The 25,489-nt window shown below is 61.2% G+C and carries 21 protein-coding genes; 9 read left to right on the top strand and 12 right to left on the bottom strand.

Going from position 1 to position 25,489, the window contains the following annotated elements; genetic code table 11:
- Nucleotides 1–92: 92 nt before the first annotated feature.
- Nucleotides 93–1,985, top strand: coding sequence for a penicillin-binding protein 2 (mrdA, locus tag P5706_RS21810; RefSeq protein WP_056858820.1), 1,893 nt, complete (start codon nucleotides 93–95; stop codon nucleotides 1,983–1,985).
- Here the strand turns inward: mrdA and P5706_RS21805 are convergent, their stop codons facing one another.
- Nucleotides 1,986–2,387 carry a GFA family protein gene (locus P5706_RS21805; protein ID WP_200431533.1) on the bottom strand — a complete coding sequence of 134 codons (402 nt, stop codon included), beginning with the start codon at nucleotides 2,385–2,387 and terminating at the stop codon, nucleotides 1,986–1,988.
- 100 nt (nucleotides 2,388–2,487) lie between these two features.
- On the opposite strand from P5706_RS21805, the gene P5706_RS21800 reads away from it, so the two are divergent.
- Nucleotides 2,488–2,955 (top strand): SRPBCC family protein, encoded by a 468-nt coding sequence (locus P5706_RS21800; RefSeq protein ID WP_200431534.1) that lies wholly within the window; start codon nucleotides 2,488–2,490, stop codon nucleotides 2,953–2,955.
- A 39-nt stretch (nucleotides 2,956–2,994) separates the two neighbouring features.
- On the opposite strand, the gene P5706_RS21795 is transcribed toward P5706_RS21800, so the two are convergent.
- Together P5706_RS21795 and P5706_RS21790 are read right to left on the bottom strand one after the other, a co-directional pair.
- Entirely contained in the window at nucleotides 2,995–3,582 is a 588-nt protein-coding gene (locus P5706_RS21795; protein ID WP_285681757.1) for a hypothetical protein, read from the bottom strand.
- Between the two features lie 87 nt (nucleotides 3,583–3,669).
- The gene (locus tag P5706_RS21790) at nucleotides 3,670–5,874 is read right to left on the bottom strand and encodes a TonB-dependent receptor (RefSeq protein WP_285681755.1); all 2,205 of its coding nucleotides are present in this window, start codon (nucleotides 5,872–5,874) and stop codon (nucleotides 3,670–3,672) included.
- A 217-nt stretch (nucleotides 5,875–6,091) separates the two neighbouring features.
- On the opposite strand from P5706_RS21790, the gene P5706_RS21785 reads away from it, so the two are divergent.
- Entirely contained in the window at nucleotides 6,092–6,997 is a 906-nt protein-coding gene (locus tag P5706_RS21785; RefSeq protein ID WP_200431537.1) for a LysR family transcriptional regulator, read from the top strand.
- A gap of 1 nt (nucleotide 6,998) precedes the next feature.
- On the opposite strand, the gene P5706_RS21780 is transcribed toward P5706_RS21785, so the two are convergent.
- Nucleotides 6,999–7,871 carry an MBL fold metallo-hydrolase gene (locus P5706_RS21780; protein ID WP_285681753.1) on the bottom strand — a complete coding sequence of 291 codons (873 nt, stop codon included), beginning with the start codon at nucleotides 7,869–7,871 and terminating at the stop codon, nucleotides 6,999–7,001.
- A gap of 193 nt (nucleotides 7,872–8,064) precedes the next feature.
- On the opposite strand from P5706_RS21780, the gene P5706_RS21775 reads away from it, so the two are divergent.
- The 6 genes from P5706_RS21775 (at nucleotide 8,065) to P5706_RS21750 (ending at nucleotide 14,590) form a co-directional block, all read left to right on the top strand.
- Nucleotides 8,065–10,422: a DNA polymerase II gene (locus P5706_RS21775; RefSeq protein WP_285681751.1), complete on the top strand. Its 2,358-nt coding sequence runs from the start codon at nucleotides 8,065–8,067 to the stop codon at nucleotides 10,420–10,422.
- A gap of 73 nt (nucleotides 10,423–10,495) precedes the next feature.
- The gene (locus P5706_RS21770; RefSeq protein WP_285681750.1) at nucleotides 10,496–11,074 is read left to right on the top strand and encodes a GNAT family N-acetyltransferase; all 579 of its coding nucleotides are present in this window, start codon (nucleotides 10,496–10,498) and stop codon (nucleotides 11,072–11,074) included.
- Nucleotides 11,075–11,087: 13 nt separating this feature from the next.
- Nucleotides 11,088–11,708: a glutathione S-transferase N-terminal domain-containing protein gene (locus P5706_RS21765; RefSeq protein ID WP_200431541.1), complete on the top strand. Its 621-nt coding sequence runs from the start codon at nucleotides 11,088–11,090 to the stop codon at nucleotides 11,706–11,708.
- Nucleotides 11,709–11,884: 176 nt separating this feature from the next.
- Nucleotides 11,885–12,472 carry a DUF4174 domain-containing protein gene (locus P5706_RS21760; protein WP_200431542.1) on the top strand — a complete coding sequence of 196 codons (588 nt, stop codon included), beginning with the start codon at nucleotides 11,885–11,887 and terminating at the stop codon, nucleotides 12,470–12,472.
- Nucleotides 12,473–13,048: 576 nt separating this feature from the next.
- Nucleotides 13,049–13,240 (top strand): hypothetical protein, encoded by a 192-nt coding sequence (locus P5706_RS21755; protein ID WP_285681747.1) that lies wholly within the window; start codon nucleotides 13,049–13,051, stop codon nucleotides 13,238–13,240.
- A gap of 225 nt (nucleotides 13,241–13,465) precedes the next feature.
- A complete protein-coding gene (locus P5706_RS21750) occupies nucleotides 13,466–14,590 on the top strand; it encodes an IS481 family transposase (protein WP_285679088.1) in 1,125 nt (374 codons plus the stop codon).
- 153 nt (nucleotides 14,591–14,743) lie between these two features.
- Here P5706_RS21750 and P5706_RS21745 read toward each other — a convergent pair whose 3' ends face one another.
- The 8 genes from P5706_RS21745 to P5706_RS21710 are packed head-to-tail and all read right to left on the bottom strand — an operon-like array spanning nucleotide 14,744 to nucleotide 25,483.
- Nucleotides 14,744–15,799, bottom strand: a complete 1,056-nt coding sequence (locus P5706_RS21745; RefSeq protein WP_200431543.1) for an acyltransferase family protein — start codon at nucleotides 15,797–15,799, stop codon at nucleotides 14,744–14,746.
- 22 nt (nucleotides 15,800–15,821) lie between these two features.
- Complete coding sequence (locus P5706_RS21740; protein ID WP_285681745.1) at nucleotides 15,822–17,231, bottom strand: lipid II flippase MurJ; 1,410 nt, start codon at nucleotides 17,229–17,231, stop codon at nucleotides 15,822–15,824.
- A gap of 2 nt (nucleotides 17,232–17,233) precedes the next feature.
- Nucleotides 17,234–18,667 (bottom strand): O-antigen ligase family protein, encoded by a 1,434-nt coding sequence (locus P5706_RS21735; RefSeq protein ID WP_285681743.1) that lies wholly within the window; start codon nucleotides 18,665–18,667, stop codon nucleotides 17,234–17,236.
- Nucleotides 18,664–19,767: a glycosyltransferase family 4 protein gene (locus P5706_RS21730; protein ID WP_285681741.1), complete on the bottom strand. Its 1,104-nt coding sequence runs from the start codon at nucleotides 19,765–19,767 to the stop codon at nucleotides 18,664–18,666. Before P5706_RS21730 ends, P5706_RS21735 begins: the two co-directional genes overlap by 4 nt.
- Nucleotides 19,758–20,975 carry a glycosyltransferase family 4 protein gene (locus P5706_RS21725; RefSeq protein ID WP_200431547.1) on the bottom strand — a complete coding sequence of 406 codons (1,218 nt, stop codon included), beginning with the start codon at nucleotides 20,973–20,975 and terminating at the stop codon, nucleotides 19,758–19,760. The genes P5706_RS21730 and P5706_RS21725 overlap by 10 nt, the downstream gene beginning before the upstream one ends.
- An 8-nt stretch (nucleotides 20,976–20,983) precedes the next feature.
- Nucleotides 20,984–22,312, bottom strand: coding sequence for a GH39 family glycosyl hydrolase (locus P5706_RS21720; RefSeq protein ID WP_285681739.1), 1,329 nt, complete (start codon nucleotides 22,310–22,312; stop codon nucleotides 20,984–20,986).
- On the bottom strand, nucleotides 22,302–23,492 hold the full coding sequence (locus P5706_RS21715) for a glycosyltransferase (protein ID WP_285681737.1): 1,191 nt from the start codon (nucleotides 23,490–23,492) through the stop codon (nucleotides 22,302–22,304). The genes P5706_RS21720 and P5706_RS21715 overlap by 11 nt, the downstream gene beginning before the upstream one ends.
- On the bottom strand, nucleotides 23,492–25,483 hold the full coding sequence (locus P5706_RS21710; protein WP_285681736.1) for a GumC family protein: 1,992 nt from the start codon (nucleotides 25,481–25,483) through the stop codon (nucleotides 23,492–23,494). The genes P5706_RS21715 and P5706_RS21710 overlap by 1 nt, the downstream gene beginning before the upstream one ends.
- Between the last annotated feature and the right edge of the window lie 6 nt (nucleotides 25,484–25,489).

The following is a 25,489-nucleotide window of genomic DNA, read 5'->3' as shown; positions in this document are numbered from 1 at the left end:
GCATTTTTGGTATGGTGCAGCACATTTTCACAAGGATTGATCTTTCATCCGCAGGATGCGGCGTCCACCTTCTTCAACGAGATGCTGTAGAAATGCCTGAACCGATACCGATCAAGGATCACGAAAAAGAAAACCGCCTGGTCAACAAGCGCTTGCTCGCCTGCGCACTGTTGGTGATTGGTATTACTTGCGCCTTGGTCGGGCGCATGTATTTCCTGCAGGTGGTGCAGTACGACTATCACTCGACGATTTCCGAGAACAACCGGGTCCATGTACTGCCGATCACGCCCACGCGCGGGCTGATTTATGACCGCAATGGCGTGGTGCTGGCCGACAACCGTCCAAGCTACAACCTGACTATCACCCGTGAGCGCACCACCGACCTCAAGGGCGAGCTGGACGCTATCGTCAGCCTGTTGCACTTACCCGCAGAAGACCGCGCGGTGTTCGACAAGGCATTGAAACAAGCCCGCCATCCGTTTGTGCCGGTAACGCTGTTCTACGAATTGACCGAAGAGCAGATTGCCGTGCTGGCTGTTAACGAGTTCCGCTTGCCGGGCGTCGATGTTGAACCGCAGTTCGTGCGGCATTACCCGTTGGGCGCGCATTTTGCCCACTCGATTGGCTATGTTGGCCGAATCAACGAAAAAGAATCCAAAGCCCTCGATTCGGTGGAGTACCGCGGTACCCAGTCCATCGGCAAGACCGGTATCGAGCGTTTCTACGAGTCCGAGCTGCACGGCCATGTCGGCTATGAAGAGGTCGAGACCAACGCCCAGGGCCGCGTGTTGCGCGTACTCAAGCATACCGACCCGATCCCCGGCAAAAACATCGTGCTGAGCCTCGACGTCAAACTCCAGGAAGCGGCAGAAGAGGCCCTGGGTGATCGCCGTGGTTCGGTGGTGGCGCTCGACCCGCAGACCGGCGAAGTGCTGGCCATGGTCAGCAAGCCGAGCTTTGACCCGAACCTGTTCGTCACCGGCATCAGCTTCAAGGAATATGCCGCGCTGCACGATTCTATCGATCGGCCGCTGTTTAACCGCGTGCTGCGCGGGCTTTACGCGCCCGGCTCGACCATCAAGCCGGAAGTGGCCATCGCTGGTCTCGACAGTGGTGTAGTGACCGCGCAAACCCGAGTGTTCGACCCCGGTTATTACCAATTGCCCGATTTTGACCATAAATACCGCAACTGGAACCACAGCGGTGACGGCTGGGTAGACATGGATGCGGCGATCATGCGCTCCAATGACACCTACTTTTACGACCTGGCCCATAAGCTGGGTATCGATCGACTGCACGACTACCTGGCCGAATTCGGTCTCGGTCAGAAAGTCTCCCTCGACATGTTCGAAGAATCAGCCGGCCTGATGCCTTCCCAGGCCTGGAAGCGCGCGACGCGGCGCCAACCCTGGTTCCCGGGCGAAACCGTGATCCTCGGCATTGGCCAGGGCTATATGCAGGTCACGCCGTTGCAGTTGGCCCAAGCCACAGCGCTGATCGCCAACAAAGGTGTGTGGAACCGACCGCACCTTGCCAAGACCATCAACGGTGTACCGCCGGTGGACGAAAACCCGATGCCTAACGTGGTGCTCAAGGACCCGCGAGATTGGGAGCAAGTCAACCATGGCATGCAGTTGGTGATGCACGACCCTCGCGGTATCGCGCGTGCGGCAGCGGCCGGTGCTCAATACCGGATCGCCGGCAAGAGTGGTACTGCGCAGGTGGTGGCGATCAAGCAGGGTGAGCGCTATAACCGCAACAAGACGCTGGAGCGCCATCGCGACAACGCCTTGTTCGTCGGCTTTGCGCCGGCCGAACATCCGAAAATCGTGATCTCGGTGATGATCGAAAACGGCGAAGCCGGTGGCCGCGTGGCAGGCCCGGTGGTGCGGCAGATCATGGATGCCTGGCTGCTTGACCAGGAAGGCCATCTCAAGCCGCAATACGCGACGCCCGCCAAGGCGCCCGGTGACCCGCACGTCTAGTCAGGTCTTCCACTCATCCCAGTGCTCTACGCCTGCGTAAGCAAGCCAGGGCACATCATGGGCCGTCCAGATGTGCGAGGTGGGCCGCACGCCAGGGTCATCATCCAGCGTCGCCACCCGCACAATCACATGGGGCTGATGCCCACGCTCAGCCATCAGGTGTGAGCCGCAGCGCGAGCAGAAATGCCTGAGCTTGCCCGGCGAAGATTCAAACGACGACAACAGCGCCTGCCCCTGCGTCCAGCGAAAGTGCTCGCGCAGCACCCCGGCCGTGGCCACGAATGCGGCTGCATGCACTTTGCGGCAACTGTCGCAATGGCAGTGGCTGATGGGCATGTCCAAGCTGTCGATTTGATAGCGCACGGCTTTGCAGAAGCAACTTCCATTCAGCGGGTCAGTCATACACGTATTGCCTGATCAAGGACGGGGACAATCATCATTGCTTACAACCTGAGGTTGCGCATTGTTTGTTGTCGCCTACTTTCAATGGAGGAGGTGACTTATGCACGTGTTAGATCGCATCGAACGAAAAGTCCTGCTCAACGTACCGCGCAAACAAATCTGGGACGCGCTCACCAATGCCGAGCAATTTGGCCAGTGGTTTGGCATCGCCCTCAAGGGTGAAACCTTTACCGCTGGAAAAACCATCGAGGCGCCGATCACTTACCCAGGCTACGAACATGTGGTGTGGAAGGCAGAAATCGTGCGCATCCTGCCCCAAACCCTGTTCTCATTCAGATGGCACCCTTACGCTGTCGAAAAGGGCGTCGACTACGACCAGGAAACACCGACCCTGGTGGAGTTCACCCTCGACGACCGCGCGCCCGGCATCCTGCTGCGGGTAGTCGAATCCGGTTTTGACGCTGTGCCCGAAGCGCGTCGCCAGAAAGCCTTCAAGATGAACTCCCGAGGTTGGGATGAGCAAATGGGCAACATCGAAAATTACCTGAACCAGGCGCGCAGCGCCTGACCCAAACGGGCATCGTGAAGATGCCCGTTTTCATTGCTGTCAGCCTTCGTGAGCCGTGGTGATTTCCAGGGTGTCGGTGAAGGTCACCAACACACTCTGGCCGACTTTCAGGTCTTTGAGGCCGGCACGAATTTCCGGTTTTTCAACGTTCAGTACTTTGGTCGCGCCCGTCGGGTTTTCCAGGGTGACCTGGTTTTTCTTCAGATCGATATGGGTGATCTTCAGTTGCACCTGCACTTGGCGGAACGCTGCGCCGCCAGGGTTGGGGTTATCGGCAGTGGCGCGGACCACGCCGGTTTTCTCGCTGGCATCCGGCGGGCTCTTGTCCACGTCGGTGTCGAGCACGGCAGCCACCGAATGGGTGGTCAGCACCTTCACCTGATCGCCCACCTTGAGGTTGCCCAGATCCTTGGCCTCATCACTGAGTTGCACATGCACCGGGTTACCCTGGGCACCTGCCAGCACCACCTGGTGGTTGGCGGCATCGACCGACAGCACTTTGGTGGTGACTTCATCGGCTTCGAGGGATTTGGACAGTGGGATATCGGCAGCGTAAACGGCTAGGTTGCCGGCAGACAGGAGGGTCACCAGCGCAATGGCCTGGCGCAGGGAGCGGGATACATTCATTGGTAGGACTTCCATGTGAGAGAAGCCCTGAGTCTAGTGGTGAGTCAGCGATGCGCAAATCCGCTGACTCGCCAGGTTACAACGTGTTTAGAAGTCCACCGTCGCCGAGAACTTGGCCACCCGCGGATCACCTTGGGTCAGATAACCGCCCAACGCCGATTCCCAGTACTTGGTATTCGCCACGTTCTCCACCGTCGCGCCCAGGCTCACATCACGCTGGGCCACCTTGAAGTTGTAGCGGGCGCCCACGTCGAAGCGGTTCCAGGCCGGCAGGCTGAGGTTGTTCGCCGCATCGGCGTACTGGCCGCCGGTACGCAGCATACGGCCGTTGACGCTCACGCCTTGCAGGCCCGGCACATCCCAATCCACGCCAGCGTTAAGTTGGAAGGACGGTACGCCAATGGCGCGGTTGCCGTCGTTGGCGCCGTTAGCCGTGCCGTTGACTTCGGTGTGGATGATGGTCGCGCCGCCCAGCAGGCGTAAGCCGCTGACCGGTTCGCCGAAGACATTCAGCTCTACACCTTTGTTGACTTGCTCGCCTTCGAAGACAAAGGTCGCAGTGCCGTCTGCATTAAGCTGGGAAAAACCTTGGGTCGGCTGTTCGATTCGGTACACACCCAGCGTTGCGCCATAGGTGCCCATGTCGACCTTGACGCCAGCCTCGGTCTGTTTCGAGCGTGCGGGTGCAAAGGTCTGGTTGGCGTTGGTCACGATGGCGCTGCTGAAGGTGGAGGGGGCAGTTGGTCCTGACGCCAGGCCTTCGATGTGGTTGGCGTAAAGCGACACATGCTCCCAGGGTTTGAACACCAGGCCATACACCGGCGTGGTAATGCCCTTGGCGTAATTGGCAGTGCGTGTGCCGGTGCCATAGGCGTAGCCCTGAACCACCAGCTCCTGGCGACGCAAGCCGGCGGTGAACAGCAAGCGGTCATCCATAAAACCGAAGGTATCCGACACCGCCGCGCTGCGGGCGAAGGTCTTGGCGGTGATGCCAGGGTCGTTCAGGTCGCTGCCGGAGGTGAAGCCTCCTTTGGCTGGAGCAGTCACATCAGCCGGGTTGTAAATATTGGTCGGCTGGGTGCCGGAGGCAAAGTCAAAGGCGTTGCGGGTCTGGGTCCAGATGCCGGTCAAGCCGAGGTTCAATTTGTGGCTGACCGCGCCGGTCTGGAACTTGCCGTTCAGGCCGGCCATCAGGCTGGTGTTATCTTCCTGATGCGCAATGTTCGAGCCGCTGACCGTGGCATTGCCCAGCGTGTCCCTGAGGGTGACCGAAGAATAGCGGCCCAGCTCGTTGGTGTGCTTGGCGCCGCCGGCGATGTAGGCGGTCCAGTTGTCATTGAGGTCGTACTCACCGCGCAACATGCCGAAGGTGTCTTCCAGGCTGGTGGTGCCCCAGTTCGGCGCGTAGTTGGTGTCGGCCGACGGCGCATTCGGGATGTGAGTCAGCCCGTTGCCGAGCAACACCGAGTTACGCCCGCCATTGACCTGCTGCTTCTGATAAACAAAATCGCCGGACACGCGCAGGGCGTCACCGCGATAATCCAGGCCGACCGAGAACAGCTTCGAGCGCTGGCTTTCGTCGTCGATGGCAGTGTCGCCTTCGCGCTGGGAAATATTCACCCGCGCGCCAAAACGGTTGTCTTCACCGAAGCGCTGGCCGATGTCCAGGTGCTCGCCAACCCGCCCGTCACTGCTGATATCGGTGCTAAAACGGCGCAACGGCACATCATCGGCGCGCTTGGGTTGCAGATTAACGCCGCCGCCGATACCGGAACCGCTCGGCGTCACGCCGTTGATGAAGGCGTTGGGGCCTTTGAACACTTCAACCCGTTCCAGCGCGTCGGTGGACATGATCTGGCGCGGCAGGATGCCGTACAAACCGTTGAACGAGATATCGTCACCATTGAGCGGCAGGCCACGAATCACGAAGGCCTGGGCCTGGTTCGCATAGCCTGATGCCTGGCGCACGGACGAGTCATTGAGCAGCACATCGCCGACGGTTTGCGCGTGCTGCTCGCGGATCAACTTCTCGGTGTAGGAGGACATGCTGAACGGCGCGTCCATGATGTCCTGGTTGCCCAGCACACCTAACTGGCCGCCGCGCGCCACTTGGCCGCCCGCGTAAACCGGCGGCAATGCGTTCGGTGCAGGGGCGTCGGCGCTGATAGTGGTGGCACCCAATTCCAGTGTGTTGCCGTCCGGGCTTGCCGCATAAGCGGCAAAGCTTATGGAGCAGCAAAGGGCGAGCAGGGTAGGGCGAAAGGGCACAACAAGTCGGGAGCAGGTGGGCATGGTCGATCCTGACGGCGAACCGTCATGTGAGGAAAAAGGGCAACAACGTTGCGCTTCCTCACTGCGCGGATACGACTCCGGCGCGAATGATAGTAATTGTCATTAATATTCCGCAACAAGTTTGTGAAATTGTTGTCCGCACGCGCGGGATCTGCCGACCAGCGGCCGCAAAGGTGCTATATAGCCTCTCCCTTACTGCACTCAAGGCACTGGCGGCATGAACCTCACCGGCCATAACCTGGCGTTGCTGGCCTCACTCAGCACCTTGCTGGATGAGCGTAATGTCACCCGCGCCGCCGAACGCCTGTCCATCAGCCAGCCCGCGCTCTCGGCACAATTGGCGCGCTTGCGTGACTTGTTCGGCGACCCATTGCTCACCCCCGCGCTGTCCGGCAAGGGCATGGTGCTGACGCCTCGCGGCGAACACCTGCAACAGCCGTTGCGCCAAGCCCTGCAAGTGCTCGAAGACGTCATCAACCACACGCCCCTGTTCGACCCGTTCAGTGCCCAACGTGTGTTCAGCCTGGCGGCGAATGACAATGCCAGTGCCATCATGGCGCCGCGCCTGATCGCGTTGACGCGCGCGATGGGCATCCAAGGCATTCGCTTTGCCTTTCGCGGCATCGACAGAAACAGGCTGCCCGAGCAGATGGAAAGCGGCGACATCGACCTCGCCCTGACCGGTAAAGACGCCGTCGACAAAGCCTCGCAACTGTTACTGCTCGAGGAAGAGTTTCGCTTGGGCCAGCGCATCGGCCACCCACGCGGCACTGGGCCGGTGACGCTGGCGGCGTACACCCAGTTGGAACACGTGCTGGTGTCTGGCGATGGCGGCGGATTCTACGGCTTTATGGATGAGGCGTTGGCGCGCAAAGGGCTGGCGCGGCGGGTTGGGGTTTCGGTGCAGTACTACAGCCTGGTGCCGTTGATCCTGCAGACCACCGATCTGGTCTGTACCTTGCCCGCGCAGTTTCTTGAACGCTACGCCGGCACGCTGCAATCGTCTGCCCTGCCGCTTGAAGTACAGCGCTACAACCTCTACGCGGCCTGGCATTCACGTTTTGATCAGGATCCCGCCCACGCCTGGCTGCGCAGCATGCTTAGCCAATGCGCGGCGGCGTAGCTTATTTTGCCGGCATCCAGATGAAGTGATCACCCTCGGCCTTGATCTGGCCAATGCCCGGGAACGGGAAGTGCGGGGCGAAAATCGTCTCATGGCTGTCGGCCAGTTTCTTCAGCTCTGCGCGGCGCGTGGCGATGCCTTCATCACGGTCATTGTCAAAAGTGATCGCCCATTCAGGCTGAGCCAGGGACACAATCGAGCTGTGGACCAGATCACCTACATCCAGCAAGCGCGATTGCCCTGAGACAATCTGATAGCCCACATGACCAGGCGTATGGCCCTTGAGCGGTACAGAGTTGATACCCGGTGCGACTTTATCGCCCGGTGCAAAGGTCTTCACCTGCGGCGTAATCACTTTGATCAGCGCCGCCATGTTGGCCTGGCCTTGCAGCCATTGCCAGTCCGGCTTGGAGATCTTCACCACTGCCTTGGGAAACGCCTGCGTGCCCTCGGCCGTGACCAGCCCGCCAATATGGTCGCCGTGCACATGGGTGATCAGCACATCCGTGATCTGCTCAGGCGCAACGCCGGCCTGCGCCAGGCTCTGCATCAGCAAGCCTTGCACGTTGGGGCCCAAACCGGTGTCGATGAGGATGGTTTTTTTGCCGTCCTTCACCAGCAATGCGTCCACATCCAGGCTGACCTTGTCGGTCGGCGCACCAGCGGCGGCGAGCACGCCGGCAACGGCCTCTGGCCCGACATTGGCGCCGAAGACCTTGCCGTCATTGGGGATGTCATTGGTCTTGTCGTGCAGCGCCGTCACCTGCAACGGGCCGAAGTGAAAGGTGCGTGCGGCGGGCACGTCTTCGGCCGCCTGGGCAAGGGCGATGGAACAGGCGCTGAGTACAAATGCTAAGGTCAGGTGTTTAATCATCGGTCGGGTTCTCGGGCTCTCAGGTTATGGGGCGGGGTTCGGGATGCGCCGAGCAGGCTAAAGCGCTGGGGCGGCACAGTGAAATCCACATTCAGCATAGGAGGTATAAGCCGGATAAATGCCATCGCCCATCGCGTTTGCCCGGATGCCGAGTAGAATCACGCCCTGAGAGCGATTCCTGAGGTGCGGTACGGTGGATTTACAGCAGGGTTTTGTCCTGACCCGGCATTGGCGCGACACGGCGGCGGGCACGGAGGTCAGTTTCTGGCTGGCCACCGACCAAGGCCCACGGTGCGTGCGCCTACCCGTGCAAACCTCGGTGATGTTTATTCCGGAAGCGCATCGCAAGCCGCTCGACTGGCTGCTCAAGGGCGAGCGCGAGATTGAACTGCGCCCGTTGCAGTTGTGCGACTTCCATCATCGCCCTGTCCTCGGCCTCTACACCCGCCAGCACCGCCAGCTGATGGACCTGGAAAAGCGCTTGCGCGCCGCCGGTGTCGACGTTTACGAAGGTGACGTGCGCCCGCCCGAGCGCTACATGATGGAACGCTTCATCACTGCGCCCGTGTGGTTTGGCGGCACGCCGGATGCCAGCGGCACCTTGCTCGACGCGCAGTTGAAACCCGCGCCGGACTACCGCCCGCCGCTCAAACTGTTGTCCCTGGACATCGAGACCACCGCCCAAGGCGACCTGTATTCCATCGCCCTCGAAGGCTGCGGCGAGCGCCAGGTGTACATGCTCGGCCCGCCCAACAAAGCCGATGCGGTGGACTTCAAACTCGACTATTGCGATACCCGCGCCCAATTGCTCGAACGCCTCAACCAATGGCTGGCCACCCACGACCCCGATGCAATCATCGGCTGGAACCTGGTGCAGTTCGACCTGCGCGTATTGCACGAACATGCCCAGCGTCTCAACGTGCCGCTCTTGCTGGGGCGTGGCGGCGAGGCCATGGCCTGGCGTGAACATGGCAGCCGCAACCACTATTTCGCCGCCGCGGCCGGGCGGCTGATCATCGATGGCATCGAAGCCCTGCGTTCGGCGACCTGGAGTTTCGAATCCTTCAGCCTGGAAAACGTCGCGCAAACCCTGCTCGGCGAAGGCAAGGACATCTCCACGCCGTACCAGCGCATGGACGAAATCAACCGCATGTTCGCCGAGGACAAACCGGCATTGGCGCGCTACAACCTCAAGGACTGCGAGTTGGTCACGCGGATTTTCGCCAAGACCGAGCTGCTCAAGTTCCTGCTCGAACGCGCCAGCGTCACCGGGCTGCCGGCCGACCGTAACGGCGGCTCCGTGGCGGCGTTCACGCACCTGTATATGCCGCTGATGCACCGCCAAGGCTTCGTCGCGCCGAACCTGGGCGACAAACCGCCCCAGGCCAGCCCCGGCGGGTTCGTGATGGACTCGCGGCCCGGCCTCTATGAATCGGTGTTGGTGCTGGACTACAAAAGCCTTTACCCGTCGATCATCCGCAGTTTTCTTATCGACCCGGTGGGCCTGATCGAAGGCCTCAAGCACCCGGACGACAGCGAGTCGGTAGAGGGCTTTCGCGGTGCGCGTTTTTCCCGCACCCGGCACTGCCTGCCCTCGATTGTCGCGCGGGTTTCCGAAGGCCGCGAAGTGGCCAAGCGTGAACACAACGCGCCACTGTCCCAAGCCCTTAAAATCATCATGAACGCGTTTTACGGCGTACTCGGTTCCAGCGGCTGTCGCTTCTTTGATACACGGCTGGCGTCCTCGATCACGATGCGTGGGCACCAGATCATGCGCCAGACCCGCGAGCTGGTCGAAGCCAAGGGTTATGACGTGATCTACGGCGACACCGACTCTACCTTCGTCTGGCTCGGCAGCGCGCATTCTGCCGATGACGCCAGCCGCATCGGCCGCGACTTGGTGCAGCACGTCAACGACTGGTGGCGCGCGCATCTGCACAACGAATTCGGCCTGCAAAGCGCCTTGGAACTGCAATACGAAACCCACTTTAGCCGCTTCCTCATGCCGACCATTCGCGGTGCGGAGGAGGGCAGCAAAAAGCGCTACGCCGGCTTGGTGATACGCGCCGACGGCAGCGAAGAAATGGTCTACAAAGGCCTGGAAACCGTACGCAGCGACTGGTCACCGCTGGCCCGGCAATTCCAGCAGGAACTCTACCAGCGCATCTTCCATCGCCAGCCCCATCAGGACTATGTGCGCGACTATGTGCGGCGTACCTTGAGCGGCGAACTCGACGACCTGCTGATCTACCGCAAACGCCTGCGCCGCCCACTCGACGACTACGAGCGCAACGTGCCGCCGCATGTGCGCGCCGCACGCCTGGCGGATGAATACAACGACCGTCTGGGGCGCCCGCGCCAGTACCAGCGCGGCGGTTGGATCAGCTACGTGATTACGGTCAACGGTCCGCAGCCGCTGGAAGTACGCCAGGCACCCATCGACTACGACCACTACGTCACCCGGCAATTACAGCCGGTGGCCGATGCGATCCTGCCGTTCGTAAATGATGATTTCGGCACGCTGTTCGGCGGGCAAATGGGCCTGTTTTAAAACGCTTGCCTGCACGTGGGGCGAGCCTGCACTCTTGGCCTTTGACGACCACGCTCAGACGGCGCAGCTTCCCATGACTCAGATCAGGTTGACCGGCAGCACGGTCGAACTCCAGCCCCTGCAACGCGAACACAAGGCCGCCTTGCTTGAAGCGGCTGCCGACGGCCAATTGTGGAATCTCAAGGTCACCAACGTGCCAGGCCCGGACACCATCGACACCTACATCGACACGGCCTTGGCCGGCCGTGATGCGGGCAGCGTGATCCCCTTCACCCTGGTGCGCGCAGGCACTGGCCAGGTGGTGGGCAGCACGCGGTTCTGGAAGGTCGATCGGGTTAATCGCAAGCTGGAAATCGGCCACACCTGGTTGGCCGAGTCCACGCAAAAAACCGGCATCAACACCGAAGCCAAGCTCTTGCTGCTGACCTACGCTTTCGAAGTGCTCGACTGCGTACGGGTGCAATTCACCACCGACGAACTCAACGAAAAATCCCGCGCCGCGATCCTGCGCCTCGGCGCTGTGCAAGAGGGCATTGTGCGCCACGAACGCATCATGCCCGACGGGCGCAAGCGCAATTCGGTGCGGTTCAGCATCATCGATTCGGAATGGCCGCAGGTGAAGGCCGGCTTGCAGGCCAGACTGCGGCGCTAAGGAGATACCGCCCATGTACACGCTCTACGGCATCGACGAATCCGGTTCCTGCATGATCGAAATCGCCCTGCAGCGTTGCGCGGTGCCGTGGCGGCGAATCGACGCCAGTTCCTGGGAAGACAGCGAAGGCAGTGACGCCCTGGCCCGGATCAACCCACTTAAACAAATCCCTACCTTGGTGACGCCCGAGGGCCAGGTGCTGACCGAAAGCGCCGCGATCCTGATCCACCTGGGCCTGGAATTTCCCGCCTCCGACCTGCTCGGCGGCAACCGTGCGCAGATCTTGCGTGGGCTGGTATACATCGCCGCCAATTGCTATTCGGCGGTCGGCATCATCGACTACCCGCAACGCTGGCTCGGTAATGTGGATGACGCCGCACAGGCGCAACTGGTCAGCGGCACGCGCCGTTACCTGCACCAAGCCTGGGTGGTGTTTGCCGAGCAGTTTGCCGACCAGTTGTTCGCTCCCGGCAATGTGCCGAACGCGCTGGGCATTATGGCTGCCGCGGTATCGCGTTGGGACGCGGCGCGGGAGGTGTTGAACAACCTTGCTCCAGGCTTTGCCCAGACGCTGGCGCAGGTGGATGCCGACCCAGTGGTGGCGCCGGTGTTTGCGCGGCATTGGCCGCAATAGAACGCCTCGTTATGGTTCCGCAATCAGAAGAAACAATCACTGATAACCCCATTCGAGCCCTTGCGTGGCAGGCTTCCTGACCTACGCTTCTTAACGAGGTGTAGGAATCATCCTTGAAATTGACTGTCGCAGACATGAAACTCAAGAACCCTGCATGGAATTCAAAGGAGGTGCGCATGCTCATCCGGTCGCTGACCCTGGCTACCTTGATGGCTTTTACGGGGCCGCTGTTGGCCGCGGATGATATCAACCCACTCAAGCAGGACTTGAATAAGTCCCGACCGCTGGTGGTGGTGGAACTTGATTCCGGCAATGAAACATTGGCGACCCTCAAGAAACAGCTGGACGAGCCTGCCAACAAGCAGTCCTTTGAAGAACGCAGCATGGTGTTCTACACCGTGAAGTTCGGCAGTATCGGCGCCGAGGGTGAGAAGTTTGCCAAGGATGCCAAGGACAACAAGAAGCTCACACCGCCGGAAACCAATGCGTTGATCCGTGCCCTCAAGCTGGGCGCTGGTAGTGGCACCAAGGTGATTCTGGTGGGTAAAGACGGTGAGAAGAAGCTTGAGAAGACCGTACCGCCGGATACTCTCGACTTGAAGGAGTTCTTCAGCGCCATCGACCAGATGCCCCAGGCTGAAAAAGACCTCGCTGCACCGGCCGAGCCTGAGCCTGCTGCTGTAGCTGCGCCAGCCAAGAATGGTAAACCTGCCAAGCCCGCTAAAGCTGGTAGCAAGCCCGCCGCTTCACAACTCGATGATTGAATGTACATAAGCCAATGTGGGAGCTGGGTTGCCTGCTGTGGCGGGCTGTCGGTGTGTATATCCGTTGCTGCGGTAACGGCTGAGTAGGGTTCCGCTCTTACAGCGGGTCACTTTTGGCAAACGCCCCAAAAGTAACCAAAAGGTCTTTGCCCCACCACTCGGCACCTCGCTTAGGCTCGGTGTGCCCTCACTCCGGCTTGAATCCGTGGGCCGCCGCGATGGGCCATCCTTGGCCCAGCGCGGCTAACCCGGCGTCCTGCCGGGTTACCCACGGATTCAAGCCTGCGTTCGGCCATCGTGGTTAACGGGGCGTCTCAGATCAAAAGCAGATCAAGATCAAGATCTACAGCACGGCGGCCTGAAAGCCGACCTGAGTGGTTGAAGCAAAAGCCAGATCAAGTGCGAAGCAAAAGCCTATCTGAATACACTGAAGAGCTGCTTTTCTGTGGGAGCTGGCTTGCCTGCGATGCAGACACCTCGGTGTTTCAGGTACACAGAGTTGATGCCATCGCAGCGGTGCGACGATTCGACAAGCCAGCTCCCACAGTTGACCGAGTATGGCTTTGCTGTTGCTGTTTGCTGTTGCTGTTGCTGTTGCTGTTGCTGTTGCTGTTGCTGTTGCTGTTGCTGTTGCTGTTGCTGTTGCTGTTGCTGTTGCTGTTGCTGTTGCTGTTGCTGTTGCTGTTGCTGTTGCTGTTGCTGTTGCTGTTGCTGTTGCTGTTGCTGTTGCTGTTGCTGTTGCTCTGGCCCTTACATCCTTTTCGATGACGAAGTCAGCGGTCTTTTGATCTGCGCTTTTGATCCTGATCTGAAATCGCCCCCCAAATCACTGTCGGATTGCGGGCATGCCGAGCCATAGCGAGGCACCGAGTGTTGGGGCGAGGACCTTTTGGTTACTTTTGCGTCCTTGTGTACGGACCGGACACATGGTTGACGGGTGTGCGGGGACATGGTGGACACTTCTCGGCAAGCTAACTGCGCCGGGAGGCCATCATGCCCTGGAACTCGAGAGACGCCATGAGCCTAAAAGAAGAGTTTGTTTCCTTAGCAAAGAAACCCGGCAGTAATAAGCGAGAGCTGTGCCGACGATTCGGCATAAGTCCGCAGACAGCCTACAAGTGGCTAAAACGCTACGAGGCCGGCGGTTCTGCAGGCCTGCAAGAGAAGTCACGTAAGCCCGTCAGCAGCCCCAAGCTGACCCAGGCCGAGCTGGAGGCTGAGGTTATTGCACTTCGCCAAGATCATCCGGCATGGGGCGGACGAACAATTAGCAGCATGCTGGACAAGCGAATTGCCCCCAGTACTGTCACGAATGTCTTGCACCGGCATAGCTTGATTAAACCCTCAGATAAAGAACCAGGGGCCCTGCTGAGATTTGAACATCCTGAGCCCAACGATCTTTGGCAGATGGATTTCAAAGGCCACTTTGCAATGCAGCAAGGCCGATGCCACCCCCTGACCATCCTGGACGATCATTCGCGGTTCAATCTGGCCATCCAAGCGTGTGATAACGAGCGAGGTACCACCGTAAAAGAGAAGATGAGCAAGGTATTTGAAATTTACGGTTTACCAGCACGTATCAACGTCGACAATGGCGCGCCTTGGGGCTCACCGCGTAATCCTGGCGAGATCACCGAGTTGAGCATTTGGCTGGTGCGTTTGGGAATTCGGATAAGTTTCAGTCGTCCCTACCATCCGCAAACAAATGGGAAAATCGAGCGTTTCCATCGATCACTCAAGGCAGAAGTCCTTAACGGACGTCACTTTTCTACACTGGCAGATGCCCAGCTAGCTTTCGATCAATGGCGTGAAATATACAACCTGCAACGTCCCCATCAGGCGCTGGAATACAAGGTGCCAATGGACCGTTATCGCAGCAGTTCTTGGGATTATCCGCAGCAACTACCGGAGTTTGAATACGGACCAGATGACGTATTAGCCAAGGTTTATCACAGCCGTTTTCGCTTTCAGAAAAGCTATTTCAGCATCGCAAAAGGCCTGGCAGGGCAACACATAGCAATCCGCCCTAACCCTGAAAGCGATGGTCTGTTCGATGTCTATTTCTGCCATCATTTTTTGCGAACTATCGAAGTTAGTAAGCCTGATTATGGTCAATAATGTGTCCACCATGTCCCCGCACATGTGTCCACCATGTGTCCGGTCCGTACACGTCCTTGCAAAAGTGACCCGCTGTAAGAGCGGAACCATAGGCCGCCGTTACCGCAGCAACGGATATGTACACCAACAAGCCGCCATCACAGACACATTGATTCAGCGCTGTTCCAAAGGTTTTGCCACCTTCCGCACCGGAAACGGAAAATAGAAAAACCGCAAAAACGCCACCCGCTTGATCACTTCCCCGATCAGCAACGGCACCACCACCGCCACCACCAATCCAATGCACGCCGACAGCAACGGATGCAGGCCCACACGCTCCATCAGGTCAACAGTCTTATGCTGAATCTCCCCATGAAAGATCAGCAGAATCAAAGTGGACTGCCCGATGTACGTCATCACCCGCGTGATGACGGCCGACGCCATCAGCACCCGCGCCAGTGACCAGCTCGCGTACACACCGATCACCGCCAGCAAGCTCGTCCACAGCCAATGGTCGTAGCGCCGCTGCGCCAGGTCCATGGTGTCGTGGCTGTACAGGAACACTGCGGCGAACAACGCTACCGAAATCACCAGCGTCAGTAGCGACCCTTCATGCCGACGCAACCAATCGCGCAGCAGGTAGCCGTAGATGAAGTAAGTGCTGCTGATCAGGGTTATCTCAAGGCTGAAGGGTAAGCCAGGCAGCGTCCAGGTCTGCCCGCCAACCGTCACCGGTATTTGCCAGAACCACGGCAATACCCAGATGCCGATCAGCAGTTGCACCGCAATCAGCAGGCAACTCACCGGCAGTGACAGCTTCAGGCGCTGGATCAGGCGCAACATCAGCCAACTGAACAGAATCGCCACCCAGAAGTGCGGCAGAAACCACAGCGCCTGCCAGGGAATGGTGTCCACCGAGGCATACAGCACGCCGCCGACATCCGGCAGCAGCGGTTGGCCGCGCAGTACATCGCGCACCAGCACGTACACCAGCATGGTGAAGAAAAACGGCTTGAGCAGGCCGTCGGCCTTGCGCACTGCCATTTCCACAAAGGGTTGCTCGGGCTTGAAGAACACCCCGGAGAGGAAAAAGAACAGCGGCAAGATGAACGAAGCAATGATCGGATACTGCAACTCCAGGGAGTTGGCCACGAACCAGCTGTGGCCGTACACGATCAACAGGATGCCGATGCCCTTGGCAATGTCCATTTGAATCCAACGATGTTTCATCCGACTGTCCCCGATCGATCGATCATGCCTTGCGCCATGGCTTGAGCCACAGCCCCATGCCCAGCAACACCACGGCGCCGGCCAGGGTGCTTAACCCCAGTTGCAGCCACACGCCTTGAATTGGAAACAGCAGCAGCGCCGCCAGGCCCATCACCAGCGCACTGAGCAGCCAGTGCCGTGCCCAGGGCAGCGCGCCTTGCAATGCCTGGCGCTGCATCAGCAGCAGGGCGGTGCAGATCACGCCTGCCAGTGCGGCCAAGGGAATACCCGCCAGGCCAAACACAAACGGCAGCACGCCCAGCAACAGCACATTGACCAGGCTGCCGAGCAGTTCGCAACGCAGCGGCTGGCGCGTATCGCCCGCGGCATACGCATAACGCGCGAGTAAGGCGTTCCAGGCGCCGAATACCAGCGGCACGGCAAACCAGGCCAGCAGCAGCGGCAACGGTGAGTCCGCCGATTGTTTGGGCAGCAGCAGGGCCACCAGGCTCGGCGCCGCCGCCACCAGGCCAACGCCGGCCGGCAAGGTCAGCACGCTGGCGGTTTCCAGCCCGCGCTTGAGCAGGGCCAGGCGCTCATCGCCCTGGCGTCGGCTCATCATGCCCAGCAGCACCTGGTTGAGGCTCATCAGCGCAATCAGCGGCAGGTTCATCAGCTTGCGGGCGAGGTTGACCCAGGTCACCGCGCCTTCGCCGAGCAGCGACGCCACCAGCCGTTCGATCAAGGCCAAGCCCTGGCTGGCGCCATTGCTCAGTAACAGCGGCCCGATGCGCTGGCCCAGCTCGCGCAGCGGCGCAAAGGACAGTTGCCAGCGCCACGGCCGCCAGCCCTGGCGCCAGATCGACGGCAGCAACGCCAGCGGCATCAACAGGCTGCCGGCCAGGCACGCCAAGGCGAGGGAATGCGGTTGCGTGGCCGTGCCCGCCAACGCCAGGTAGGTCACCGGCGGCAGGTTGAACAGCAACGAGCCCAACCCCGCCAGCACAAACCGCTCGCTGGCCTGCAACGGAATACTGAACAGCGCATGCAGCATCAAGCCGGGTACGCACCAGGCGACGATTTGCAGGTTGCTGCCGGCCAGCGCCGTGGCACTGGCCGCCAACCCTGGGCCGAGCAATTGCACCAGCCACGGCGCCAGCAACGTCAGCACCAGGCTGGTGACCAGCGCGATCAGCATCAAGGCCGGGAACAGCACTGCCAGCCAGTCCAGGCGTTCGCCGTCCTTACGTGCCAGGTACAACGGCAGCGCGGCGGCGCTCAGTACGCCACCGGCCAACGACATGCGCAACGCCTCGGGCAAAAACAGCGCGATGAGGAACGCATCGCTGCGCTCTCCGGCACCCCACGCAGCCACCAGCAACCACTCGCGGGCGAACCCCAGGCACAGGCCCAGCAAGGTCGCAAGCGTCAGCCAGACGGCAGAGCCGAGCATGGTTAAGGCCGCACGCCGTCAAGCAGCGGCTTGCGGTACACCACGGTCTTGATCTGCGGCAGGCGCGCCGGAAACAGTCGGCGGGCCTCCAGCACATTGATGCCGACCATCAGCCAGAACAGCGACACCATCACCACGGCAAAACTGAAGTAGTGGTCAAACAGGCCGCTGACCAGTGCCGCCAGAATTCCGGCCGTGCTGCCCAGCCACAGTGCGTTGTCTTTGGTCAGGCGGATCGGGCCTTTTTCCGGGCGCGCCTCACGCCACCAGCGCACTGTCACGGCAATAAACAACAGCATGCCGACAATGCCGATCTTGTAGACGTAGTTCAGCCACAGGTTGGAGATCCCCAGAAAATGCGTGCCCGGCACCGGCGGGTCGACCTTGAAGCCGATGCCGAACGGGTAGGCTGCCACCGCCTGTGGGAACATGCGGTATTCGTCGAAACGGATTTCGGTACTGGCGTTATCCGACGAGAAAATCGTCGCCAGTCGGTCCTGCAATGGCGGGTAAGCCATCACCAGCGCCACGGTCAGCGCCGCACCGATCATCAACAAGCGGCCGGTGTAGGGCACGCGGCGCGTGGCCATCCAGATCAGCACCAACGCGAGGCTTACCATCGCCCCACGGCTACTGGCCAGCAGCAATGCAGCTGCTCCCAGGCACGCCACGCCCAGGCCCAACCCGCGCTTCCAGCCCTGTTCGGTCATGCCGAAGCAGAAGGCCAAGGGCAGCAGCAGGGCCATGATCCCGCCGATGGCATTCGGGTGCATCCACGGCGAGCCCATGCGCGATGACATCGCCTCCAGGCCGAATTTTAGGGTGTCGAAGTTGCCGTAATTGAACAGCGCCAGCACCGGCGCAATGCCGGCGCCCGAGCGGGTGCGCACGAACACCGCAATCGACAGCACCAGCATCGCCAGGGTGCCCAGCAACAGGGCAATCACCAACGATTCGCGGTGCTTGTGGTCGACCAGCAGCTTGGCGGCCAGAAACACCCCCGACAGGTTCAGCAACCAACGCAGCCAGTTCGCCACGCCACTGCTGTCGGCGTGAATGGTGACCTGGCCGACGATAAACGGGAACACGCTGAACAGCATCAGCCATAGCAGCATCTGGTCGGTGGGGCGGCGTGTAAGGCTCGGCGTGGCTGGCACGCGGGCCAGAAAGCTGTGCCACAGCACCGCGCCCCAGGTCAGCGCCAGGATCGCTTCGCTGACCGTACTGCGAATACCCAGATTGAGCGTGGAGTAGGGCATAAAGGTTGCCATCCCGGCGAACAGCAGCAAGCCCCAGAACGGGAAGCGCAAAATGGTCACGGCAGCGGCCAGGCCGATCACCGCGAGAAACGCCTTGGCCGGTGACAGCATCAAGGCGAGGGCACCAAACAACAGGCCGAACAGAATGGCGACGAGGCTTGCCAGGGAGAATCTCATTTGAATTCCTCGATCAGTTCGGCCAGGCGTTGGCGATAGGCATGCTGATTGAAACGCTCTGCCCACTGGCGGTGTTGTTCGGGTGAGTCTTCATCCGCCTGATCGCTCAGGCTCAGCATCAATTGCACCAGCGCCGGGCCATCGGTGGGCGAAAAACGCGGCGCCGACGGCGGGGTGATTTCATCCAGCGAGGTGCCGCTGGCCACCGCCACCGGCGTGCCGACGCTCAGCGCTTCGATCACCGGCAAGCCAAAACCTTCGGCATAGGACGGCTGCCACAGCCTTGAGGCCTGGCGGTACAAAGCGTGCAACTCGGCATCCGACACACCGCTCAGGGCGCGAATCCCCGGCAGGCTGCGCTGGGCGTCGGGCAGGTGGTCGAGGCTGCCGACTAATACCAGTTCCGGCACGGTAGGCGAGAGCCGACGCGCCTGCTGCCAGGCGTCCACCAGAAACGGCACGTTCTTGCGCAATTCGCGGGTGCCGACCAACAGCCAGTAGCGCGGCGGCAGCTGGCGCGCGGTGAGGTCCGCCGCCAGTTCGATAAAGCCATCGACCTGATTGGGCAACACGCGCACCTTGCCGGCGGCCTTGGGAAACAACCGCGTGGTTTCATCCGCACTGTACTGCGAGGGCGTCCACACCCGGTCGGCGCTGTGCACCGCATAGCTGATCGACAGGCGATCGCTGGTTTTGTAGATCAACGCCTTCAAACGGTTGGCGTGGTAGTTGTTCAACGTGATCTGGAACAGGTCGTGCAGCAGCACCACGGTGCGCAAGCCTTTGGGTTTGGGGGGCAGCGGCAGGCCCATGTTGAAGGTGCTGATGTACAGGTCGATGCGTTGTTCGCGCAAGGCCTGCGGCAAAAAGCCGGCCTCGAAGCGCAGGCGATTGTGTGGCTGGTGCATGGCCGTTTTCGCACAGCCCCAGGCCGGGCAGTGGGCCTGCAAGCGTGTTTCATCGCCCAGCGGTGCCACGGTGAAGCGCTCAAGCTCGATGCCGGGCAAGCTGCGCAAGGCTGCTTCCAGCGCATACACCTGGCGGCTGATGCCCGATTGCGGTGAGGTGCCGACGGTGCGGTAATCCAGGCCTACACGCATACGGGCTCCTTTTGATTGAGCGGTGTCAGTGAGTCATACACCCGCTCCAGCTGGCTGGCGGCAACGCTCCAGTCATGGGCACGGCGCACATAGGCGCGGCCGGCTTCACCCATGGGCGCGGCGGCCTCGGGAAATTGCAGCAGGCGCACCACGGCGTCCGCCAGGCTCTCGGCACTTTGCCCGCCGAGGTAATCCAACCCTTCCACCAGGTCCAGGCCCGACACACCTTGCTCGGTGCTCGCCAAAGGCAACCCGGCGGCCAGCGCTTCGAGCACTTTCAATTTGGAGCCGCCGCCATGGCGCAAGGGCGCCAGGAACACCGAACAGCTCGATTGCAGGTTCAACAGGTTCGGCACAAACCCTTGCCACTCAATGCGCGGGTCTTTCCAACGCTCGCGCCAACTGCCAGGCATGCCGAACCCGCACACACTCATGCGCGCCTGCGGGCAACGCTCCCAGACTTTGGGCAGGATCTCATCCAGCGCCCACTCGATGGCGTCCACGTTGGGCGCGTACTCATAGTTACCGAGGAACAACACGCGCTGAGTCGACGGGTCGGGGTGGGCGGCGGCGAAGTGATCGCAGTCCACGCCATTGACCACCACCGGCACCGGTTTGCCGGCGATTTTGGCCAGCACTTGCGCGTCGGCTTCGGTAACGGCCACCACCTGCGCCGCCTGGCGCATCACCCGGTGCTCCCAGCGGCTGTAGCGCCATTGATCGTAGCGAATGAACGGCAGCGCCCAGCGCGGCAGGCGATCGTAGGTGGCGGCGCCCAACGCCGACTCCACGTTGTGTTCGGTCAGCACGAATGGCTGGGATTTACGTGCCAGCGCATCTTCATAGGGTTGGAAGGTATAGGTGTGCTCGATCTGCACCACGTCCCAATGCTCGTTGAGCAATTGGTGGAAGGTGTCCTGCAAACCCGCCGACAGCCCATTCACACTCGCCAGCAGCGGGTAGGGCGCCAACAGCCCCGCCACCAGGGTCTTGAGGCTGCGCAGCGGGCGGCGCGGCAGGATGATCACTTGCTCTAGGAAAGCTTCCAGCACCTGGCGGTCGGTCAGCGACACCGGGTGTTTGTCATGCAGCAGCAGGGTGATCCGATGCCCACGCGCCGCCAGGCTGCGCAGGAGGTGGAACTGGCGGGTCTTGCCGCCACTGGTGGCGGGCCAGGGTGAGTAGGGCAGGATCCATAAAATGCGCATGGCAGGCCTCAATCCCATAACAGAATTTGCAGGTTCGACTTGACCGGTACAGTCAGGCCGTCGGTGCCACTCAGCGGGGTTTGCGTGCCGCGCAGCGGGTCGTACAGGGTCGCGCCGGTCAGGCCGGGCAAGTGCGCGTTGCCGCCCTGGGCCGACCAGAAATACCAGAGTTTGTGGCCGTCGGCACGGGTCCAGCCGATGCTGAACAAACCGTCCGGCAATTGATCGGCGGTGGGCGGGTCGCCGGGTGTGAGCTGCGGCCCGCTGACGTCGAGAAAGTTCTTCAAGGCGGTGTAGACCGGCTTGGGGTTGGCGTCGATGTCGAGCAGGCCGTAAGACTGGTCACGCACGCTGGCGCGCTGGTCGAGGTCGCTCAAGGTGAACAGGAAGATCCTGTCGAAATCCATCGCGCTCATCAACGCCACGCGGCGCACTACATAATCGGCCTGGCCCTGCAGGGTAATCAGGTCTTGAGCGTCTTTGGGGCCGGGGTAGGTCGACCAGCCCCACTCGGTGCTCCACAGGGTGTGCACGCCAGCGGCGCGCAGGGACTGGTTGAGCGCCGTGGTCTTGGCGATAAAGTCCAGGTTCGCCGGGTCGTTGCCTTCGGGCAGTTGGGTGTAAGGGTGATAGGAAATCACCGTGTTCAAACTGGCCACGCCCAGCGCGCCAAGGGCCGAGAGCATGGTCTGGCCGTTGGGCATCTCGCTGAAGAACGCCATGCCGGCGGCCACCACCGGTTTGTTCGCATCGACTGCGCGCAAGGCGGCGGCGGTGACGGTGAGCAAGTTGGCATAACCCGCCGGGTCGGCGGCCGGGCGCCAGAAGCCGAGCAGGTTAGGCTCGTTCCACACCTGCCACGCGTCTACGCTGGGGTAGCGTTGGGACAACAGCGCCATGCGGTTGGCGAACACATTCGGGTCCTTGGGCGGGTACTGGTCCTGATACGGCGCACCGACCGGCGCGGTGGTGGCGAAGGGTGCCGAACCTACCAGGTAGAACACCGACTTGAGCTGATTGGTTTGCAGGTTGGCGACCAACTGATCCAGGGTCGCGACCTGATACTGGCCCTCGGCAGGCTCCAGTTGGTCCCAATGCAGATCCAGGCGGACCCATTGCAAGCCCAGGGCCTTGAGACGGTCGATCTGCAGTTGATACAGCGTAGGGCTGAACCACAGGAACTGCGCGTTCACCCCCAGAAAGTCCTTCCACACCACCACCTTGTTGCCCTTGAGCACATGGTTTTCGGCGTCGGCCTGACGCCCCCACATAAAGGCGCTGAGACCGATTGCCGCGACCACGGCCAGGGTGGCTAACCACGTGCGTCTAGGTGCCATAAGATGCTCCTGCAATGGCCTGTTCAAAGAGCTGCTTGAACTGCTGCGCCGTCAATGGCCACAGGCGCTCGCGGCCGATTTCTGCGGCGCGTTCGGCCCAGTCGCGGGCCAGGGTCGGTGTGCGTGCCAGGCGCAGCAGCTGTGCACTCAAGGCTGCCACATCGCCTTGGGGATAGATCGCACCATTGCCGCTGGCGACTTCTTCGGCAAACGCGCGCGCATCCGAAGTGATCGCCCCGCGCCCGCACGCCGCCGCCCAGGACAGCGCGCCACTGGTGCCGCGTTGGCGTCCCAGCAGGCCGAGTTTTTTTGATTCGCGGTACGGCAGCACCATCACATGGTGCGCCTGGATCGTCTGCGCAATCTCGCCCGCCGGCAAGTTAAGCCGCCAGTCGATGGAGCCCGCCAGGCCGAGGTCGGCGATCTGGCTGTTCAACTGCTCCAGGTAATTGCCGCCCGCGCCAAACGCCATTTCGGCGGCGGTGCCACCGGCCAGGGTCAGGCGCACACGCTCACGCAATTCGGGGGCCTGCTTGAAGGCATCGGCCAACGCCTGCAACAGGTCTTCAATGCCTTTGCCACGGTAGATAAAGCCGAAATACAGCAGGTGCAAGGTCTCCAGCGACGGCAACGGTGCCGGCGCAATCGCCAGGTTGGCGTGGTTGATCACCGCCACTTTGCCGGCCGGCAGTTGCATGCGCTGGGACAGGCAGTCGGCGCCCAGGCGGGTGAGCGTCACCAGCCGCGTCAGGCCCTGGGCGACTTGGCGTTCTTCACGCAAGGTCAACGGGTCGGCCAGCACCACGGCCGCTTGCGGCAATGGGCTGGGCAGACGCTCCAGCAGGTTCAGTGGAAAGGGCAGGTGCTCCCGCCGCCAGACCATGCGTTCCGGGTCATGCACGGTGGCGGTCAGCGGCAGTTTGGGATGGGCCTTGCGCAACTCGCGCAGGGCCAGGAACTCCCCCAGCCGCCCGCCACCCAGCTCGGCGTGGACCAGGTCCACGCGTTGCCAGTCGAACCCGGCGATGGCCTGCTGGATTGCAGCAGTGCTGCCTTCCACGCCGCTCAACGGTGTCGCCACCGTCACGCCCAACTGCTCCAAGGCCGTCTTGAAATGGTTCGCGTAATCGGCGATCCCGTTTTTTTCCGGCGGCAAAGGCGCGAGCAGGGCGATGCGCATCAGAACGCTCCCCGGTATTTGGCGATGGTTTTGAGCACCTTGGCCGGCACTTCAAATTTGCGCCGGTTGATGATGATGCCGTCCACCTTGCCGAACGCAGTGTTGAGGATCGACAGCGCGTGTTCCACCACCGGCACCGTGCTTTTCTGCGCTTCCACCACCAGGGCAATCAGGTCGGCGCGGCGCAGGTTGATAAAGGCGTCGCGGTTATCCAGCAATGCCGAGGCATCCAGCAGTACCAATTCGCCAGGTGCCGCCGGTTGCGCGCCGCCGACCCGCACGTTGATGCCGTTCTCTTGCAGCAATTGGCGCAGTTGTTCGACCACAAAGGTCACGCCCTCGCCATGGCGTGCCGAGGTCAGCCCCAGGGTCATGCCGCGCTCGGCAATGCGGTCCAATTGCAGCAAGCCATACAGGCGGTAAATGCTCGCATTGAACGCGTTGGTACTCTGCGCGGTGCTGGTGTCCAGCTCCGGCAGGGTGGTCCATAGCGGCAGGCCGAACTTGCGCTCCACCAACCCACCGTCGTGAATGCGCTGGTCCAGCAGGTAGCACAGGTAGATCACCAGCAGGCCGACGACGATCGAGAACGGAATCGCCAACAGCAACATCAGCAAGGTTTTCGGGAAGATCCGGCCTGGGTTCAGGGTGGCTTCTTCGATCACGGCAATGTTGCTGATCTGGCTCTTGTCCAGCTCACGGTCGATGCGCGATTTTTCCAGGTTGTCCACGTACAGCGCGTAGTTGCGCTCGGTGGCGCTCAGTTCACGAGAGAGGCGGGTCAGTTCCGGTTCAATCTCCAGCGCCTCCTTGCGTTGTGCCTCAAGGTTCACCAATTGTTTCTGCTGCTGAACCAGTTGGGTGCGCAGCGCCAGGTTGTTGCTCGACTCATCCAGCAGCACCCGCTGCAAGTGAATTTCGAGGGTGTTCGGCGCGCGGTTTTCCGAGCTTTGCACCGTGTTGCTTTCACCGGCCACCTGCGCTTCCATCGCCCGAATCGACGCATCCAGGGCTTTGACCGGCGGCGCGTTATCGGTGTAGGTGCGCATCATGTCGGCCTTTTCCAGCAGCTTCTGGTTGAGCAGGCGACGCAAATCCTGTTGCTGCGGGTTCAGTGCGATCTGGCGCACCGTGGTGACTTCCTTGGGTTGGCCCTTGAGTTGGTCGCGGGTGCTCTGGATCGCGCTGTCGGAAGAGGCGATCAGGCGCGTGGTGTTGAAGGTCTCGCCACGCAGCACATTGATGCGCTCGGACAAGTCTTCCAGGCGGTCGGTGATGCTCGCCGCACCGATCTCGTTCAAGTGCTTGAGGATCTGCTCCTTGTAGCTTTTGATCTCGGTGGCGCTGGTGTTCACCTGGCCTTCATAGAAGGCATACAGGCTCTTGCGGCCCAGTGCCTGGGTGCGTTCGGTGATGTAGGTCTCAACCCAGTCCTTGACCACCTGCTGGGCGATCTCCGGGTCACCCCAGCGAAAGCTGATATCCATCACCGTGGATCCCACGGCGTGGCTGACCTCGAAGTTTTTCTCAAGGCTGGCGGCCAGGCGTTCCACGGGGGTGGTTTTTTCCAGGATGCCGACGGTTTCCAGTACCACGCGAACCCCATCGAACACCGCGCCCACACCTTCCTTGAGGTAGTACTTGGTGCGCTTCCAGAAGCCTTCCGGCGGCGGTGCGTTGGCGATCACTTCCAGGTAATGCTCGGCCACCGTGCGCACAATCGGCCGCCCGGTCAGGAGGCGCTCCTCGTCCACGATCGGGTCGCGCTGGGTGCTGGGCATCACGATTGCCTGGCGGTTGCTGATCTCGATCGGCAAGGTCGAATCACGCCCCGGCTTGACCAGCAGGCGCGCGGTGGATTCGTACTTGGCCGGCAGCAAAAAGGCCCCCAGCAAGATGATCACCAGCGCCGCGATGGCCGCCAGTTTGAACTCGTGCCGAAAGATGAAGAACAGGCGCAGAAGATCACGAAAAGAACGGATCTCGATCATGGGATG

It is taken from the genome of Pseudomonas sp. ChxA (genome assembly GCF_030263855.1).
Taxonomy (GTDB): Bacteria; Pseudomonadota; Gammaproteobacteria; order Pseudomonadales; family Pseudomonadaceae; genus Aquipseudomonas; species Aquipseudomonas fluorescens_CB.
This window is presented reverse-complemented; position numbering and strand designations above follow the sequence as displayed.

Bases quoted from the DNA above. Each gene is read 5' to 3' on its own strand.
- P5706_RS21805 (WP_200431533.1), bottom strand. From the start codon at position 2,387: ATGACTGACCCGCTGAATGGAAGTTGCTTCTGCAAAGCCGTGCGCTAT.
- mrdA (WP_056858820.1), top strand. From the start codon at position 93: ATGCCTGAACCGATACCGATCAAGGATCACGAAAAAGAAAACCGCCTG.
- P5706_RS21720 (WP_285681739.1), bottom strand. From the start codon at position 22,312: ATGGCACCTAGACGCACGTGGTTAGCCACCCTGGCCGTGGTCGCGGCA.
- P5706_RS21715 (WP_285681737.1), bottom strand. From the start codon at position 23,492: ATGCGCATCGCCCTGCTCGCGCCTTTGCCGCCGGAAAAAAACGGGATC.
- P5706_RS21790 (WP_285681755.1), bottom strand. From the start codon at position 5,874: ATGCCCACCTGCTCCCGACTTGTTGTGCCCTTTCGCCCTACCCTGCTC.
- P5706_RS21765 (WP_200431541.1), top strand. From the start codon at position 11,088: ATGTACACGCTCTACGGCATCGACGAATCCGGTTCCTGCATGATCGAA.
- P5706_RS21780 (WP_285681753.1), bottom strand. From the start codon at position 7,871: ATGATTAAACACCTGACCTTAGCATTTGTACTCAGCGCCTGTTCCATC.
- P5706_RS21760 (WP_200431542.1), top strand. From the start codon at position 11,885: ATGCTCATCCGGTCGCTGACCCTGGCTACCTTGATGGCTTTTACGGGG.
- P5706_RS21710 (WP_285681736.1), bottom strand. From the start codon at position 25,483: ATGATCGAGATCCGTTCTTTTCGTGATCTTCTGCGCCTGTTCTTCATC.
- P5706_RS21795 (WP_285681757.1), bottom strand. From the start codon at position 3,582: ATGAATGTATCCCGCTCCCTGCGCCAGGCCATTGCGCTGGTGACCCTC.
- P5706_RS21740 (WP_285681745.1), bottom strand. From the start codon at position 17,231: ATGCTCGGCTCTGCCGTCTGGCTGACGCTTGCGACCTTGCTGGGCCTG.
- P5706_RS21750 (WP_285679088.1), top strand. From the start codon at position 13,466: ATGCCCTGGAACTCGAGAGACGCCATGAGCCTAAAAGAAGAGTTTGTT.
- P5706_RS21745 (WP_200431543.1), bottom strand. From the start codon at position 15,799: ATGAAACATCGTTGGATTCAAATGGACATTGCCAAGGGCATCGGCATC.
- P5706_RS21730 (WP_285681741.1), bottom strand. From the start codon at position 19,767: ATGCGTGTAGGCCTGGATTACCGCACCGTCGGCACCTCACCGCAATCG.
- P5706_RS21770 (WP_285681750.1), top strand. From the start codon at position 10,496: ATGACTCAGATCAGGTTGACCGGCAGCACGGTCGAACTCCAGCCCCTG.
- P5706_RS21725 (WP_200431547.1), bottom strand. From the start codon at position 20,975: ATGCGCATTTTATGGATCCTGCCCTACTCACCCTGGCCCGCCACCAGT.
- P5706_RS21785 (WP_200431537.1), top strand. From the start codon at position 6,092: ATGAACCTCACCGGCCATAACCTGGCGTTGCTGGCCTCACTCAGCACC.
- P5706_RS21735 (WP_285681743.1), bottom strand. From the start codon at position 18,667: ATGAGATTCTCCCTGGCAAGCCTCGTCGCCATTCTGTTCGGCCTGTTG.
- P5706_RS21800 (WP_200431534.1), top strand. From the start codon at position 2,488: ATGCACGTGTTAGATCGCATCGAACGAAAAGTCCTGCTCAACGTACCG.